Raw genomic sequence first — 14,456 nt, forward strand, 5'->3', positions numbered from 1 at the left:
CTCACTGCTTATCTTTGCCGGACGGGTCGAGGCGATGGCCGGCGACAAATTTTTCGGCCTTGTCGGCATTCAACCGGTCGCGTTGCTTGTCCGCCTTGGAACGGCCATGCAGGGCCCGGTTCTGTTCGGCGACGCGCGTTTTCTCGTCCCGCGCCTTCTGCTTGCGAGCCTGGCGGAGATTGACGATGTCGGCCATGGCGCGGACCGCGAACCTATTTCTTGCGGAAGGCGTCGAGCGAAACCACTTCGGCGCCCTTGGCGCCGGCCTCGGTCGCGGCGGGCTTCTTCTCCGGCTCGGCGGCAGCCTTTTTCTCGGCCTTCGGCTTCTTCTCGGAAACGATGGTCAGCGTCTCGGGCGCCGGCTGGGCCGGTTCCTCTTCAGGCTGCGCATCGGTCTTGACGTCGAACTCGAGCTCGAAATTCACCGAGGGATCATAGAAGCCACGCACGGCCGAGAACGGGATTTCAAGTTTCTCCGGCACGTCCGAGAAGGACAGGCCAACCTCGAAGCCAGTGTCGGTCACCTTGAGGTCCCAGTACTGGAACTGGATGACGATGGTCATCTGCTCGGGATAGCGCTCGCGCAGGCGCGACGAGACGCGCACGCCGGGCGCGCCGGTCAGGAAGGTGATGAAGAAATGATGGTTGCCGGGGAGGCCGGTGCGTGCGACCTCGGCCAGGACCTTGCGCATGACGCCGCGCAACGCCTCCTGGGCCAGAATGTCGTAGCGGATGTGGTCGTCGGCCATGTGGTGGTCGGGTTCCGTTGAATCGTCCGCATAGCTGTAATCAAGCTTGAGCGCGGCGTAAACCTGATATAGCCCACCGTCGCGTCGAAGCGAGGACTATTGCCAACGATTTGATCGGCAAGTCGGCTTACCGGCAACCGCAAATGTTATGCGTTGGCCAGCGCAGTGTGCTTTTTGACGCTGCCCGGGGAAGGGCGCTTGCCGAAAGCGCGCAGGAAGGTGCGCACGCCATTCGTCGCCGATCGCACCACTTCGTCCTCGCGCGGCGTGCCGCCGAGCATGAAGGTGGTCTGCAGTTCGGCATTGACTAGGCCGAAGAACTGGCGCGCCGCGACGTCGGGGTCGTCGATCGTCAGGTAACCGCCATAGGCGAGGCGGGCGAAGCGGGCGGCGATTGCCGGCAATGTCGTGCCCGGACCCTGTTCGCGCCATTCGGCAAACAGTTCGGGGTAGCGTTCGCCTTCGGTCTGGATCAACTTGCGCAGGAATTTTCCGTCGCGATTGCAGATGCAGTTCTGATTCAGGCGCACGGCAAAGCCGATCAAATCCGCTTCGAGATCGCCGGGCTGGTCAGGAAAGGTGGCAATGGTGGCGAAGATGCCGACATTGCAGCGATCGGTGAGGTCGCGCACCACGGCCATGAAGAGCTTTTCCTTGTCGCCATGGTGGTTGTAGACGGTCTGGCGCGAGACGCCGGCCTCTGCGGCGATCAGGTCGATATTGGCGCCGGCGAAGCCTTCGCGGCAGAACACGCCAGCGGCGGCGTCGATGATCGACAGGCGTTTGGCCTCATGGCCGCGTGGCGGGAAAGTGTCAGGAGAAACGCTCGCTCTCATGAAAATCTATATAGAGGTGATTGACGATTTAGACAAGACTGTCTAAATTTGTGGACATGCGATAAAGAGATTTCGCGCCGGGAGACGACAAGATTCGCTGCTGGAGTGTCGGAACCTCACGGGATGGAACGTCCTAGGTCAGACGTCGCTTGGCGGCGGCAACCAGATTTCGAAAGAAGCCAATATCATGAGTCCCAAATTCCTCCGCATCGCGGTCGTGCTCGGCCTGTTGTCCGCCATCGGCCCCTTCGCGATCGACATGTATCTTCCCGCTTTGCCGTCGATCGGCGCGGATCTGCACGCCGGCACCGCCGCCGTGCAGATGAGCCTGCTGATCTTCTTCCTGTCGATGGGCTTCGGCCAGATCGTCGTCGGGCCGATCTCCGACATGGTCGGCCGCAAGCTGCCGCTCTATGGCGGTCTTGCGCTGTTCATGGTCGGCGGCATCGGTTCGGCCATGGCGCCGACCATCGAATGGCTGACCGCCTTCCGCTTCCTGCAGGGCCTCGGCGCCAGCGCCGGCATGGCCGTGCCGCGCGCCATCGTGCGCGACCTGCATACGGGCAATGAGGCGGCCAAGCTGATGTCCTTGCTGATGCTGGTGTTTTCGGTGTCGCCGATCCTGGCGCCGCTGACCGGCAGCCAGATCATCGAGAATTTCGGCTGGCGCGCCGTGTTCTGGACGGTGACCGGGGCGGCGGCCCTTGCCACCATCCTGCTCGCGACCTCGCTCAAGGAAACGCGGCCGGCGGCAGAGCGCGTCGGTTCCTCCTTCGGCACCGCGCTTGCCGACTACCGCTTCCTGATGGGTGACCGCAACTTCCTTGGCCTGGTGGCGATCGCCGGCTTTGGCATTGCGAGCTTCTTCGTCTATCTGTCGAGTTCGTCCTTCATCCTGATCGACCATTACGGGCTGTCGCCTTCGATCTACAGCGTGTTCTTCTCGATCAATGCGGTGGCCTTTATCGGCATGTCGCAGCTGACGGGCCTGCTGGCCGAGCGTTTCGGACTGCGGCGCGTGGTGCGTGTCGCGGTGACCGGCTACGCCTCGACGATGGTGGTGCTGCTCGCGATCATGGCGACGGGCGTCGATCGGCTCGACGTGATGGCAGCCCTGCTGTTCGTCGGCTACGGCTTCCTTGGCCTGGTCATTCCGACCACCTCGGTGCTGGCCATGGAAGAGCACGGCGAGATCGCCGGCACGGCCTCGGCGCTGATGGGCACGCTGCACTTCGCCATCGGCGCGCTCGCCATGGGCGTCGCCGGCGTATTCTTCGACGGCACGCCGCTGCCAATGGTCGCCGGCATCACGTTGTGCGCGGTAATTTCCTTCACGCTGGCCAAGGTCACGCTCGGCCGTTCGCGCGAGGCGGTCGAAGCGCCGGCGGAATAGGCACTGCTCGCAAGCGCATGAAAAGGCCGGGTTTTCCCGGCCTTTTCATTTCAGCCCTGCCTCGGCCAATACGAAACGCAACCGTGTCTCGACCGGAACCAGGGGCAGCGCAACAAGTTCGTAACCCAGCTCCGTATAGACGCCGGCCATCGCATGGTAGGTGCGCTCGGCCTCGTCTGAAGTCTGCTTGCCTTCTTCGTCCTGCGCAAAAATGTCCGGCCAGGGCGGAGCGACGAACACGCGCGGATTGTAGCGCAAGCGCTTGGCGGCGGCACTGATGTGTTCTGCCACGGGCAGGCCGCTCAGCCTGAGATAGCCGAGCGTGTCCGGCACGCCGCGATCGAAGAAAACCGGTCCCTTCTGCTCGATCGCGTCCCGATATGAGCGCATCTCCCACGACAGCATGAGTTCGGCGAACAGCGCGCGGTCGCTCCAGGGCAGGGCGGTTCCGCCTATCGAGGACTTTCGCGGATGATGCCGCGTCCGGCTTCAACGGAAGTCGCAAAGCCCGCCCGACGCAGGGCTGCGATCAAAGTGGTCTTGCCGGAGCCCGGACCACCGGTCAGCACGAAGAATCGATCGGAATCGTTTTGCATTTTTGCCCATGGAGAAAAAGACACGCGAGCGGCGGCTTCGCGGCCCGAGGCCGTGCGAAGTCCGGACGGCAAAAGCGGCCGTTGCGCATGACGTGGATCGAGAGAGGGAGAAGTGGAGGTTTCTGTTGCCAGGTACCTCCGAACCCCGCCTAGAAGTGCGAACCCCTAGGGCTTGATTTGAAGCTATCGCACTGCATTAAGCAGCGAGACGTGCTTCCGCATAGTTGTCGTTGGCAACTATAAGTTTAGCCCGATGACGGTGGTACAATGCCGGGCAAAAGTACGATCTTTACACCTTCGTCGATCCTATTTCGCCCCCAGCAAAAACCGCTCTGTCGTCAACAGCGGCTTTTGGTGGAGGCGCCGGGTACCGCCCCCGGGTCCGAACGGCTTATTTCATCGCCCATTTATCGCCATAGTCGGTCAAGCCGACAAATCGAATATAGGGGGCGTTCGCCGGAAATGAAAGGCCGCAATGAGGCTTTGTCCCTGTGTCAAATTGCGACGGCAAGGGTTGACTTGGGCGCGGTCACAACGGAAGCTTTGCGAGCGGTGAGGAGTAACCGACCTAGCGCACGGATTGCGAAGCGCGCCACAGCCCTCATCGATCGGATCCGTGGCGCCGACGAGGGGAATTTTTGATGGCCGACTATCTTGCGGATGTGAAGAAGTACGACGCGGGCGCCAGTGCCGACGCGGTCGAAAAGATCGTCAAGCATCTGGGCATTGCGCTGAGGAACCGCGATTCCTCGCTGGTGTCCTGCACAGACCCGAAGGAGCTCGAGCGCGTCAAGGAGAGCTGGGTGGCCAAGAAGCTCGGCGTCAGCGATGGGGCGAAAGCCGACGCGTCGATCGAGAAGACCTGCAAGGCGATGCACGCCGACAACACCAAGAGCCGCGTGACCTTCTATTATCTGGTGGCCAAGGATCTGGGCAAACTCGGCTCGCTCTGAGAGGTCTGACAATTTCTGCTCTGGCGACCGATCGGCACGGTTTTATGCGCTTTCGGTCCGCCAGCGCGGGTTCTGAAGAGCGCTCCGCTTCATGTCCGGGTGGGGAAAGAATCTCAGACAGGCGTGGCGCCGGCGCGCACATGCGCTATGATTGGTGAAATCTCGAATCGAGCTGGAACCGATGCGCCAATATCTCGACCTCTTGCGGCATGTGCTGGACAACGGCGCCGATCGCGGCGACCGCACCGGCACCGGCACGCGCTCCGTCTTCGGCTACCAGATGCGTTTCGACCTGGCGCGCGGCTTTCCGGTCACCACGACCAAGAAGCTGCACCTGAAGTCGATCATCCATGAGCTCCTGTGGTTCCTGGCCGGCGACACCAACATCAAATACCTGACCGACCACGGCGTCACGATCTGGGACGAATGGGCGGACGAGAATGGCGACCTTGGCCCCGTTTACGGCAGGCAGTGGCGTTCCTGGCCGGACGGCCATGGCGGCTCGATCGACCAGATCGCGGGCCTTCTCAAGGAGATACGACGCAATCCTCAATCGCGCCGGCTGATCGTTTCGGCCTGGAACCCGGCCGAGGTGGAGGCGATGGCGCTGCCGCCCTGCCACTGCCTGTTCCAGTTCTACGTGTCCGAAGGCCGGCTGTCCTGCCAGCTCTACCAGCGTTCGGCCGATATCTTCCTCGGCGTGCCGTTCAACATCGCGTCCTACGCGCTGCTGACGCTGATGGTGGCGCAGGTGACCGGGCTGAAGCCGGGCGATTTCGTCCACACGCTGGGCGATGCGCATCTCTATTCGAACCACTTTGAACAGGCGCGCGAGCAATTGCAGCGCACGCCGAGGGCACTGCCGACGATGTGGATCAATCCGGAGGTGAAGGACCTGTTCGCCTTCCGCTTCGAGGATTTCCGGCTGGAAAACTATGTCGCCGATGCCTCGATCAAGGCGCCCATCGCCGTTTGAGCCGCAGACGGCTCAGTCGATGCCGACCATTACGTCCGAGGCCTTGACCACGGCATAGGCCTGCTTGCCCTTTTCGAGCTTGAGGTCGGCGACGGCCTCGTTGGTGATCGAGGCGGTGACGATGGCGCCGCTGCCGATGTCGATCCTGACATGCGACGTGGTGGCTCCCTTGACGATCTCGGTGATCGTTCCCTTGAGCACGTTGCGGGCGCTGATCTTCATTGGGCTCTCCGTTGCTTTCATGCAGGCCGTTCTCGCAAAACCGAGGTCACTTTTGGGCGACATGCATTGGGTTTCCTGCTCGTCTTACCAGAACGATCGGTGGGGCATAGGCGTTTTCGCGAGCCGCCGGGCCTTCCCTTGTTATATTCATGCGGATATATCGATCGGCAGGCTTCGCGCCGCACGGATTTCAAACCAGGGAGAGTTTTCGATGACGCGCAAGGGTTTCGGGTTGAAGGCGATCGCCATTGGCGGTCTTGCGGCGACGGCGATGGCAGCGATGCCGGCCGCACATGCGCAAGACAAGGTCGTGGTTTTCGCGGCGGCCAGCCTCAAGGACGCGCTCGACGCGGTCAACAAGGCTTGCGAGGCCGATGTCGGCGAGGCCGCGACTGTTTCCTATGCGGCAAGCTCGGCACTGGCCAAGCAAATCGAAGGCGGAGCGCCGGCCGACGTCTTCATCTCGGCCGATCTCGACTGGATGAAATATCTTTCCGACAAGAAGCTGACCAAGCCCGATACCGAGGTGAAGCTGCTCGGCAACGAGATCGTGCTGGTAGCGCCAAAGGATTCGACGGTCGAGACGAAGATCGAGAAGGGTTTCGACCTCGCCAAGCTGGTCGGCGACGGCAAGCTCGCCATGGGCGACTTCAAGGCGGTGCCGGCCGGCAAGTACGGCAAGGCGGCACTGGAATCGCTCGGCGTCTGGTCCTCGGTCGAAAGCAAGGTGGCGCAGGCCGAGAACGTGCGTGCGGCGCTCAAGCTGGTTTCGACAGGGGAGGCCGCTCTCGGCATCGTCTATGCCACCGACGCGCATGCCGACAAGGGCGTCAAGGTGGTCGGCACCTTCCCGGAGGATTCGCATCCGCCGATCATCTATCCGGTTGCCCAGACCGCCGATTCGAAGGACAAGGATACGACGGCTTTCCTGAAATGCCTGCAGTCCGCCAAGGCCGGCGCGCTCTTCAAGGAACAGGGTTTTACCGTGCTCACGCCGAGCAACTGAACAGGGCCTGATAGCGCAATATGACCTGGCTGCTGGACCTCACTCCCGACGAATGGAATGCGGTCCGGCTGTCCATCAAGGTGGCGACCGTGGCGATGCTCGCCAGCCTGCCGCCGGGCATAGCCATCGCGCTGCTGCTTGCCCGCGGACAATTCTGGGGCAAGACGTTGCTCAACGGCGTGGTTCACCTGCCGCTAATCCTGCCGCCTGTCGTGACCGGCTACCTCCTGCTTTTGACCTTCGGCAAGCGCGGCCCGGCCGGGGCCTTCCTGGCCGAGCATTTCGGCATCGTCTTCTCGTTTCGCTGGACGGGTGCGGCACTGGCCTGCGGCGTCATGGGCTTTCCCCTGATGGTGCGGGCAATCCGGCTGTCGATCGAAGCGGTGGACCGCAAGATGGAGGCGGCGGCGGGCACGCTTGGCGCCAATCCTTTGTGGGTGTTCGCCACCATCACTCTACCGCTGATCCTGCCCGGGCTGATCGCGGGCGCCATCCTGGCCTTCGCCAAGGCGATGGGCGAGTTCGGCGCCACCATCACCTTCGTCTCCAACATCCCCAACGAAACGCAGACGCTGCCCTCGGCGATCTACACTTTTACGCAGGTGCCGGGTGGCGATGAGGGAGCATTGCGGCTGACATTGATCTCGGTCGTCATCTCGATGGCGGCTTTGGTCGCCTCGGAAGTGCTGGCGCGACGGGTTGGGCGGCGGATGGACATCGAATGAGCGTCCGCGTCGACATCGGCCACCGGCTCGGCGATTTCGCCATCGAGGCGCGCTTCGAGAGCGCCGGGCGGCTCACCGCGCTGTTCGGGCCATCCGGCTCGGGCAAGACCACGCTCATCAACATGATCGCCGGGCTGATCCGACCCGACAAGGGCCGCATCGAGGTGGAGGGCCGTGCGCTGGTCGACACCGATGCCGGCATTTTCGTGCCGAAGCACAGGCGCCGCATCGGCATGGTGTTCCAGGACGCACGCCTGTTTCCCCATATGAGCGTGGCCAGCAATCTGCGCTACGGCCGCTGGTTCACGCCGGCCAAGGAGCGCTACGCCGACATGGATGCCGTCGTCGACCTGCTCGGCATCGGCCCGCTGCTGAACAGGCGCCCGGTGAAGCTCTCGGGCGGCGAGAAGCAGCGCGTGGCGATCGGCCGGGCGCTGCTCGCCAGCCCCAGATTGTTGCTCATGGACGAGCCGCTGGCATCGCTCGACGAGGCGCGCAAGGCCGAGATCCTGCCCTATATCGAACGGCTGCGCGATGAGACGAAGATTCCGATCGTCTATGTCAGCCATTCGGTCGCCGAGGTGGCGCGGCTGGCGAGCGACGTGGTGATGCTGGCGCAAGGCAAGGTCGTTGCCGGTGGCCCGACCGAAGTGGTGATGCAAAGGCTCGACCTGCTGCCGACGGAAGAGCGCGGCGAGGGCGGTGCGGTGCTGGACACCAAGGTTCTGCGCCACGACGAGACTTTCGGCATGACCGTGCTCGTCTCGGCCGCCGGAGAGATCCGCGTGCCGCGCCTGGCGATGAAAACCGGGGCTCCCGTGCGTGTCCGCATCCGTGCCCGTGATGTGATGATCGCTGCGGAGAAGCCGACAGGCCTCAGCGCGCTCAACATCCTGCCCGGCACGATCGTTGCGATCCGCCCGGGCGAAGGGCCGGCGGTCGAGGTCGACATCGATTGCAACGGCGCAACCGTGCTCGCCCGCATCACCGAACAGTCGCGGCAGGCGCTGGAACTGCGGCTCGGCGGCAAGGTTTTCGCCGTGGTCAAGACAGTGAGTTTCGACCGGGCCAACACCGGCGCCGGCCTGCCGCTCGAGGTCGATGGCTGACAGAAGCGGCGATCGCCGCTATATTGATTTGGAATAACGCTATCGCTGAAGTGGCTTCGGCAGGAGTCCTGGTGACCGCGGAGGAGCATAGATGCCATCGCTGAGCTTGCGGATAAATCTCGATCCCGACGGGCGGATCGGTCCGGGCAAGATCGAGCTTCTGGAGCAGATCGCCACCTTCGGCTCGATCTCGGCCGCCGCACGCGGCATGGAGATGTCCTACAAGCACGCCTGGGATCTGGTGGAGGACATGAATCGGGTGTTCGGCAAGCCGCTGGTCGCCGCGCAGACCGGAGGCCGCAAGGGCGGCGGCGCGCAGCTGACGGCTATCGGCCTTGCGGTGGTCAGCCGTTTCCGCGCCATCGAGCGTGCGGCCACCGCGGCGGCGGCGACGCATATGGATGCACTGCAGGCGGAGATCGATGCGGGCTGAGAGGCGTCGGCGGAGCGAGGTTTCGCGCTGCCAACGCAATCGGGGCAGGTCACCGCGCGAACCAGATGCTGCGATCGTGCCGCCTACATTATCACCGCAATCCCCAGTCGCGATTGATTCCCACGCGCGACCATGATTGGTAGTTTCGCAACGCGACCAACGAGGAAATTGAGATGGACGCCGCTCCGCCAGAGTTCAACCGAAATGCCCTCGCTTCTCTTGTTGACGGCAAATCAACGCTTGAGGTGGGGCCTTTCACGAATCCGACTTTGCGCGGTCCAAACGTTAAATATTTCGACGTCATGGACAAACAAGGACTGATCAACAGGGCTAATGCGATCGGCTATGTCTACACCGTCCCGGTGGATATCGACTATGTTTCCAGCACCGGCGACTTGAGCATCGTAGACAAAAAGTTTGATTTTTGCCTGAGCAGTCACTGCGTCGAGCATCAACCGGACCTGATTTACCACTTGAATCAGGTCGCGAGGATTCTCACTGCGACAGGCAGATACCTCCTGATTATCCCGGACAAGCGTTACTGCTTCGACCATTTCATCGCAGAGAGTTCGATTGCCGATTTCATCGGCGCTCGAGGCAACAAAGTTCACACCGCAAAGAGCGTCATCGAACACATTGCTCTAGCCACGCATAATGATCCGGTTCGCCATTGGACCGGCGATCACGGGGTACCAAGATTTCGTCACAATCTGTCCAGTGTTTCCGTGGCCATGAGCCAGTACGACACCTCCGCTGGGGCCTACATCGATGTTCACGCTTGGCAATTTACACCTCAAAGTTTTCGCTCGGGAATAGAGGTGCTTTCCAATCTCGGCCTGATCGGGCTGGAAGTGGAGCAAGTCTATGCCACGCCGCACAACACTTTTGAGTTCTGCGCCATTTTGAAGCGACGGCTGGCCTAGAGAAGCAGCCCGTGGCGATGAGGCGGGCACTGCTCGCCAGACCCAGATTGCTGCTCATGGATGAGCCTCTGGCCTCGTTCGACGAGGCGCAAGGCAGAGATCCTGGCCTATATTGCAATGGCGCAACCGTGCCGCCCCGCATGATAGGACAGAGGGGCGACCGAAAGGCCACCCCTCGTCGGGTTTCTTACTCCGAGAGCGTGAACGGAGCCGTATACTTGTCGACATTGTCCTTGGTGATGAGGAGGCAATCGAACAGCTGCTTTTCGGTCGCGGCGCCGGTCTTGCCGGTCTTGATGAAGGAGTCCGCCTGCTGCACGGCTTTCGCCGAGTAGACGGCCACCGGCTGCAGCACGGTGTACTGCAGGTCACCGGCCTTGATGGCGGCGACAGCGTCCGGCGAGCCGTCGAAGCCGCCAACCTTGATGCTCGACAGTTTTCCGGCCTCCTTCAGCGCAGCGATCGCGCCGAGCGCCATCTCGTCATTGCCGCTGGTCACGCCGATGATGTCGGGATGGGCCTGGAGCAGGCTCTGCATCTTGTCGTGGCCCTGGGTGCGGTCCCAGTTGGCGACTTCCGAGCCGACCTTCTTGAGGTCGGGATACTGGCTGATAACGGTCTCGTAGCCGTTCGACCGTGTCGCGGCGTTGTTGTCGGAGGGGGCGCCGAGCAGCTCGACATAGTTGCCCTTCTCGCCGATGGCCGTCACCCATTGCTGGCCGCCGAGCGCGGCGCCCTGGGCGTTGTTCGAGACAAGCTGCGCCTTGGCGAGGCCCTCCTGGTTGATCTCGGCATTGACGAGGAAGACCGGGATGTTGGCGGCGATCGCCCTCTTGACCGCGCCGATCGAGCCGCTGGCATCGGCCGGATCAAGGATGATGGCTACGGACTTGTTGGTGATCGCCGTGTCGATCAGCTTGCTCTCGGTGTTGGTGTCGGCCTTGGAGGCGCCGACGGTCGCAGTGTAGCCGAGCTTTTCGGCTTCGGCCTTGGCGACATTGCCTTCGGTGAGCCAGTAGGGGTTGGCGGGGTCGATGACGATGATCGAGATGAGGCCGCTGGCCGACGCCGCGCTTGCCGCGACGATCGGTGCGGCCAGGGCGAAGGCCGAGAGCATCAGAATTCTGGCACTACGATACATAGAGTTCCTCCTTTGGTTAGCAATCGCGCCGGTCAACCGGCGGTCTTCTCGAGGGCGGGATCGGCCGTTGTGGCCTTGTCCTTTTGTGGAGAAGTGGGCGAGCCGCCGGCCGTGCTCGGAAGCTTGACGCGGCGGCGATACTGGATGGCGTTGAGCAGCACCGCCAACACGATAACCGCGCCGGTGAACACTGTTTGCCAATATGCAGAGACGCCGATGATCACCAGACCATCGGACAGGAAGCCGATGACGAAGGCGCCGACCAGCGTGCCGCGGATGTTGCCCCGGCCACCGGTGAGCGCCGCACCGCCGATGACGACTGCGGCAATTGCCGTGAGCTCGTAAGACGTGCCGGCGGTCGGACCCGCCGAGGTCAGTTCGGAGGACAGGATGAGGCCGGCCACGGCGGCGCAGATGCCCGAGAGCATATAGACCGACACCTGCACCTGCTTGACCGGCACGCCGGAGAGTTCGGCGGCGCGTTCGTTGCCGCCGGAGGCGTAGAGCCAGCGGCCGAAGGCGGTGCGGTTGAGGATGATGCTGCCGATGATGGCGATGACGGCCATGACCAGCACGCCGATCGGGATGTCGAGCAGGCGGTTGAAGCCCAGCCATTCGAAGCCGGTGTTGCCGAGCTCCGGCTTGCCGCCGAGATCGTTGTAGGTCAGGCCATTGGTCATCAGCAGGGCCGCGCCACGCACGACGTAGAGCATGCCGAGCGTGGCGACGAAGGCGGGGACCTTCAGCCAGGCGATAAGGACGCCATTGACCAGACCGACCAGCGCGCCGAGCACGCAGACCAGCACCGCGACGACCCAGACCGGCGGGTAGAGGATGACGCCGAACGAGGTCAGCTGCACGCCCTGCATCAGGAAGCCGGCGATCACGCCGGAGAAGCCCAGCGTCGAGCCGACCGACAGGTCGATGCCGCCATTGAGGATGACCAGCAGCATGCCGACCGCCAGTATGCCGAAGATGGCGACATGCGAGGCCATGGTCAGGAAATTGCCGACCGAGAAATAGTAGGGAGACAGCAGCGAGAAGACGATGATGATGGCGATCAGCGCGAAGAAGGCGCGGCCCTCCAGCAAAAGCTTGGCCAGGCTGAAGCCGTCGGCCGAAACCCTCGGGGAGCGGCTGCGATCGGGGCTAGCGTCGGTCACGGTGGTGGCTCCTGTGTTCTTCATGGTCGGAGACCACGGCCTCGCCGGAAGCGGCCATGATCTCCTCCTTCGTGGCATCGCCACCGAATTCGGCCGAGATCCTGCCGCGATGCATGACGATGATCCGGTGCGCGATGCTCAGGCATTCGGCGACTTCCGAGGTCGAGAAGACGACGGCGAGCCCGCGCGCCGCCCGCTCGCTGAGCAGCCGGAACACCTCGGCCTTGGCGCCGATGTCGATGCCGCGGCTCGGCTCGTCCAGCAGCATGACCCTGGGATTGGTGGTCAGCATCTTACCGATGACCACCTTCTGCTGGTTGCCGCCGGACAGCGAGCCGATAGGCGCGCTGCCGCCCGCGGTCTTGACGTGCACGTCACGGATGGAGGCTTCGACCAGCGTCCGCTCCTGCGAGCGCGACAACAGCATTCCCCTGACGAAAGCGCCGATGCTGGCGAGCGACAGGTTGGCGCCGACCGACATCGTCTGAACCAGGCCGTCACGCTGGCGATCCTCGGGCACCAGCACGAGCCCCCTGGCGATGCGCTCGGCGATGCCGAAGCGGGAGATGTCGTTGCCTCCGAGCAGGATGCGCCCGCCCGATGGCTGCAGGCGCCCGGCGATGCATTCCAGCAATTCGGTGCGCCCGGCGCCCATCAGCCCGTAGATGCAGACGATCTCGCCGCTGCGCACGGCAAGCGACAGCCTGTCGACCACGGAACGTTCCGAGCTCGATGCATCGGGGACACTGACATCCTCGACCGACAAGGCAACCTCGCCGAAGGCGTATCCGGTGGGCGGCGAGCCCAAATCGAAGTTCTCGCCCACCATGTTGCGGACGATCCATTCGAGGTTGATGTGCCTGGCGTTGGCCGTCGCGGTGATGGCGCCGTCGCGCAGCACCACGGCGTGGTCGGTGATCTGCAACGCCTCCTCGAGGTGGTGCGAGATATAGACGATCGAGACGCCGCGGGCCGTGAGGTCGCGGATCACCCTGAACAGCACCTCCACCTCGGTGGCGCTCAACGCCGAGGTCGGTTCATCCATGATCAGGATGCGTGAATCCACCGAGAGCGCGCGGGCGATCTCGACGATCTGCTGCTGTCCCAGGCGCAGGTCCTGAACCAGAGTCAGTGGATCGATGTCTTCCTCGAGGTCGGCCATCAGCCGCCGCGTCTGGCGGGCCTCCTCGGCGAAATCGACACCGGTCGCGCCGCGTATTTCCCGGCCCATGAAGATGTTGTCGCGCACGCTCAGATTGGGCGCGAGGCTGAGTTCCTGATGGATGATGGAGATGCCGCGATCGCGGGCGTCGGAGGCTGAGGAGAAGGTGACGGACTGGCCGTCGAGCTCGATGGTTCCCGATGTCGGCGTCGTCACGCCGGAGAGGATCTTCATCAATGTCGACTTGCCGGCGCCGTTTTCGCCGAACAGCGTCGTGACCTTGCCGCGGCGGATGTCGAAATTGACCCCTTTGAGCGCGTGCGTGCCACCATAGGTCTTTACGATGTGGCGGGCCGCGAGCACGGTGTCGCCCGGCGCCGGCTCGAATTCGGGCGCCGCATTCATTGGACGCTCAGCTTCACCGGCGCGACCAGCCAGCCTTTGGGGTTGATCAGCTTGAAGACACCGACGACCGAGATGGTCTTGCCGGTGAGCTGGGTGTTGTCGATGGCCGACAGCACCTGCTTCTTCATCTCGTTGTTCAGGGCCGAGCCCGCATTCTGGTACTCGATCTGGTTGGTGAACTGGCCGAAGGTGATCGCGCCGGTGGCGTCGCGCAGATCGGTGCCGTTGATCGCCGGTCCGGTCTGGATGCGAATGACCAGATTGTCCGGGACGTCAGCCACCTTGACGGTGTAGATGCCCGACTTTCCCTCGCCGACGACGCCAGTGAACTTGACCGAGAATTCGGTGCCGACATTGGCCGGCACGCCATATTGTTTCTCCGCGGCCGCCTTGTCCTTGGCGATGGCGGCTGCAAGCGTCGGTGCATCGACGGCGCGCTGCTCGACGGCGGATTGCACGTTCGGAAATTCAGCCTTGCCGAACGCCTCCGGCGAAAACGCCGCCTTGCGGGTGTCTTCGGCCGAGCCGATCGTGACGATCTTGGTGTCGAGGATCATTGCGCCGAGCAGCGCCAGGATCGCGATCGCGACGGCCACCCAGCGGACGCCTGGCGATCCTCGCCGGTTCATCGTGGTGGTTGCTGGCTGCGAACTCATGCTGTGAC

Annotated in this window: 16 protein-coding genes, 1 other RNA gene and 2 pseudogenes; 9 read left to right on the forward strand and 10 right to left on the reverse strand. The window is 63.1% G+C overall.

The window, feature by feature from the left end:
- Window position 1: 1 nt before the first annotated feature.
- The 3 genes from D3242_RS04970 to D3242_RS04980 all read right to left on the reverse strand — a co-directional run bounded on the left by D3242_RS04970 (window position 2) and on the right by D3242_RS04980 (window position 1,585).
- A complete protein-coding gene (locus D3242_RS04970; protein ID WP_019859033.1) occupies window positions 2-196 on the reverse strand; it encodes a DUF4169 family protein in 195 nt (64 codons plus the stop codon).
- Between the two features lie 16 nt (window positions 197-212).
- Entirely contained in the window at window positions 213-749 is a 537-nt protein-coding gene (locus D3242_RS04975) for an SspB family protein (RefSeq protein ID WP_019859031.1), read from the reverse strand.
- Between the two features lie 146 nt (window positions 750-895).
- A complete protein-coding gene (locus tag D3242_RS04980; RefSeq protein ID WP_019859030.1) occupies window positions 896-1,585 on the reverse strand; it encodes a TetR/AcrR family transcriptional regulator in 690 nt (229 codons plus the stop codon).
- Window positions 1,586-1,772: 187 nt separating this feature from the next.
- Between D3242_RS04980 and D3242_RS04985 the strand changes: the two genes are divergently transcribed.
- Window positions 1,773-2,978, forward strand: coding sequence for a multidrug effflux MFS transporter (locus tag D3242_RS04985; protein WP_064983855.1), 1,206 nt, complete (start codon window positions 1,773-1,775; stop codon window positions 2,976-2,978).
- Window positions 2,979-3,023: 45 nt separating this feature from the next.
- On the opposite strand, the pseudogene D3242_RS04990 reads toward D3242_RS04985, so the two are convergent.
- Window positions 3,024-3,574, reverse strand: a pseudogene (locus tag D3242_RS04990) (AAA family ATPase).
- 111 nt (window positions 3,575-3,685) lie between these two features.
- Window positions 3,686-4,046: a transfer-messenger RNA gene (gene ssrA / locus D3242_RS04995) on the reverse strand.
- A gap of 169 nt (window positions 4,047-4,215) precedes the next feature.
- Between ssrA and D3242_RS05000 the strand changes: the two genes are divergently transcribed.
- Complete coding sequence (locus D3242_RS05000) at window positions 4,216-4,527, forward strand: DUF2853 family protein (protein WP_064983857.1); 312 nt, start codon at window positions 4,216-4,218, stop codon at window positions 4,525-4,527.
- Window positions 4,528-4,708: 181 nt separating this feature from the next.
- On the forward strand, window positions 4,709-5,503 hold the full coding sequence (locus D3242_RS05005; protein ID WP_019859027.1) for a thymidylate synthase: 795 nt from the start codon (window positions 4,709-4,711) through the stop codon (window positions 5,501-5,503).
- Between the two features lie 12 nt (window positions 5,504-5,515).
- Here the strand turns inward: D3242_RS05005 and D3242_RS05010 are convergent, their stop codons facing one another.
- Window positions 5,516-5,725: a TOBE domain-containing protein gene (locus tag D3242_RS05010; RefSeq protein WP_019859026.1), complete on the reverse strand. Its 210-nt coding sequence runs from the start codon at window positions 5,723-5,725 to the stop codon at window positions 5,516-5,518.
- A 211-nt stretch (window positions 5,726-5,936) separates the two neighbouring features.
- On the opposite strand from D3242_RS05010, the gene modA reads away from it, so the two are divergent.
- The 6 genes and pseudogenes from modA to D3242_RS34450 all read left to right on the forward strand — a co-directional run.
- Window positions 5,937-6,731: a molybdate ABC transporter substrate-binding protein gene (modA, locus tag D3242_RS05015; RefSeq protein ID WP_019859025.1), complete on the forward strand. Its 795-nt coding sequence runs from the start codon at window positions 5,937-5,939 to the stop codon at window positions 6,729-6,731.
- A 20-nt stretch (window positions 6,732-6,751) separates the two neighbouring features.
- Window positions 6,752-7,456: a molybdate ABC transporter permease subunit gene (gene modB, locus D3242_RS05020; RefSeq protein WP_038647670.1), complete on the forward strand. Its 705-nt coding sequence runs from the start codon at window positions 6,752-6,754 to the stop codon at window positions 7,454-7,456.
- Window positions 7,453-8,565 carry a molybdenum ABC transporter ATP-binding protein gene (modC, locus tag D3242_RS05025; protein ID WP_019859023.1) on the forward strand — a complete coding sequence of 371 codons (1,113 nt, stop codon included), beginning with the start codon at window positions 7,453-7,455 and terminating at the stop codon, window positions 8,563-8,565. Before modB ends, modC begins: the two co-directional genes overlap by 4 nt.
- 91 nt (window positions 8,566-8,656) lie before the next feature.
- Complete coding sequence (locus D3242_RS05030) at window positions 8,657-8,998, forward strand: winged helix-turn-helix domain-containing protein (protein ID WP_010910183.1); 342 nt, start codon at window positions 8,657-8,659, stop codon at window positions 8,996-8,998.
- Between the two features lie 173 nt (window positions 8,999-9,171).
- The gene (locus D3242_RS05035; RefSeq protein WP_019859022.1) at window positions 9,172-9,921 is read left to right on the forward strand and encodes a class I SAM-dependent methyltransferase; all 750 of its coding nucleotides are present in this window, start codon (window positions 9,172-9,174) and stop codon (window positions 9,919-9,921) included.
- Window positions 9,912-10,035, forward strand: a pseudogene (locus D3242_RS34450) (molybdenum ABC transporter ATP-binding protein); the annotation flags it as partial. The gene D3242_RS05035 and the pseudogene D3242_RS34450, both read left to right, overlap by 10 nt.
- 73 nt (window positions 10,036-10,108) lie before the next feature.
- Here the strand turns inward: D3242_RS34450 and D3242_RS05040 are convergent.
- The 4 genes from D3242_RS05040 to D3242_RS05055 are packed head-to-tail and all read right to left on the reverse strand — an operon-like array spanning window position 10,109 to window position 14,448.
- Window positions 10,109-11,038 carry a D-ribose ABC transporter substrate-binding protein gene (locus D3242_RS05040; RefSeq protein ID WP_019859021.1) on the reverse strand — a complete coding sequence of 310 codons (930 nt, stop codon included), beginning with the start codon at window positions 11,036-11,038 and terminating at the stop codon, window positions 10,109-10,111.
- Between the two features lie 56 nt (window positions 11,039-11,094).
- Window positions 11,095-12,249 carry an ABC transporter permease gene (locus D3242_RS05045; protein WP_064983859.1) on the reverse strand — a complete coding sequence of 385 codons (1,155 nt, stop codon included), beginning with the start codon at window positions 12,247-12,249 and terminating at the stop codon, window positions 11,095-11,097.
- Window positions 12,212-13,792 carry a sugar ABC transporter ATP-binding protein gene (locus tag D3242_RS05050; protein ID WP_064983861.1) on the reverse strand — a complete coding sequence of 527 codons (1,581 nt, stop codon included), beginning with the start codon at window positions 13,790-13,792 and terminating at the stop codon, window positions 12,212-12,214. The genes D3242_RS05045 and D3242_RS05050 overlap by 38 nt, the downstream gene beginning before the upstream one ends.
- Complete coding sequence (locus D3242_RS05055) at window positions 13,789-14,448, reverse strand: DUF2291 family protein (protein WP_064983863.1); 660 nt, start codon at window positions 14,446-14,448, stop codon at window positions 13,789-13,791. Before D3242_RS05055 ends, D3242_RS05050 begins: the two co-directional genes overlap by 4 nt.
- Window positions 14,449-14,456: the final 8 nt, after the last annotated feature.

The organism is Mesorhizobium jarvisii, assembly GCF_003601985.1.
In the GTDB taxonomy this organism is placed as follows: Bacteria; Pseudomonadota; Alphaproteobacteria; order Rhizobiales; family Rhizobiaceae; genus Mesorhizobium; species Mesorhizobium jarvisii.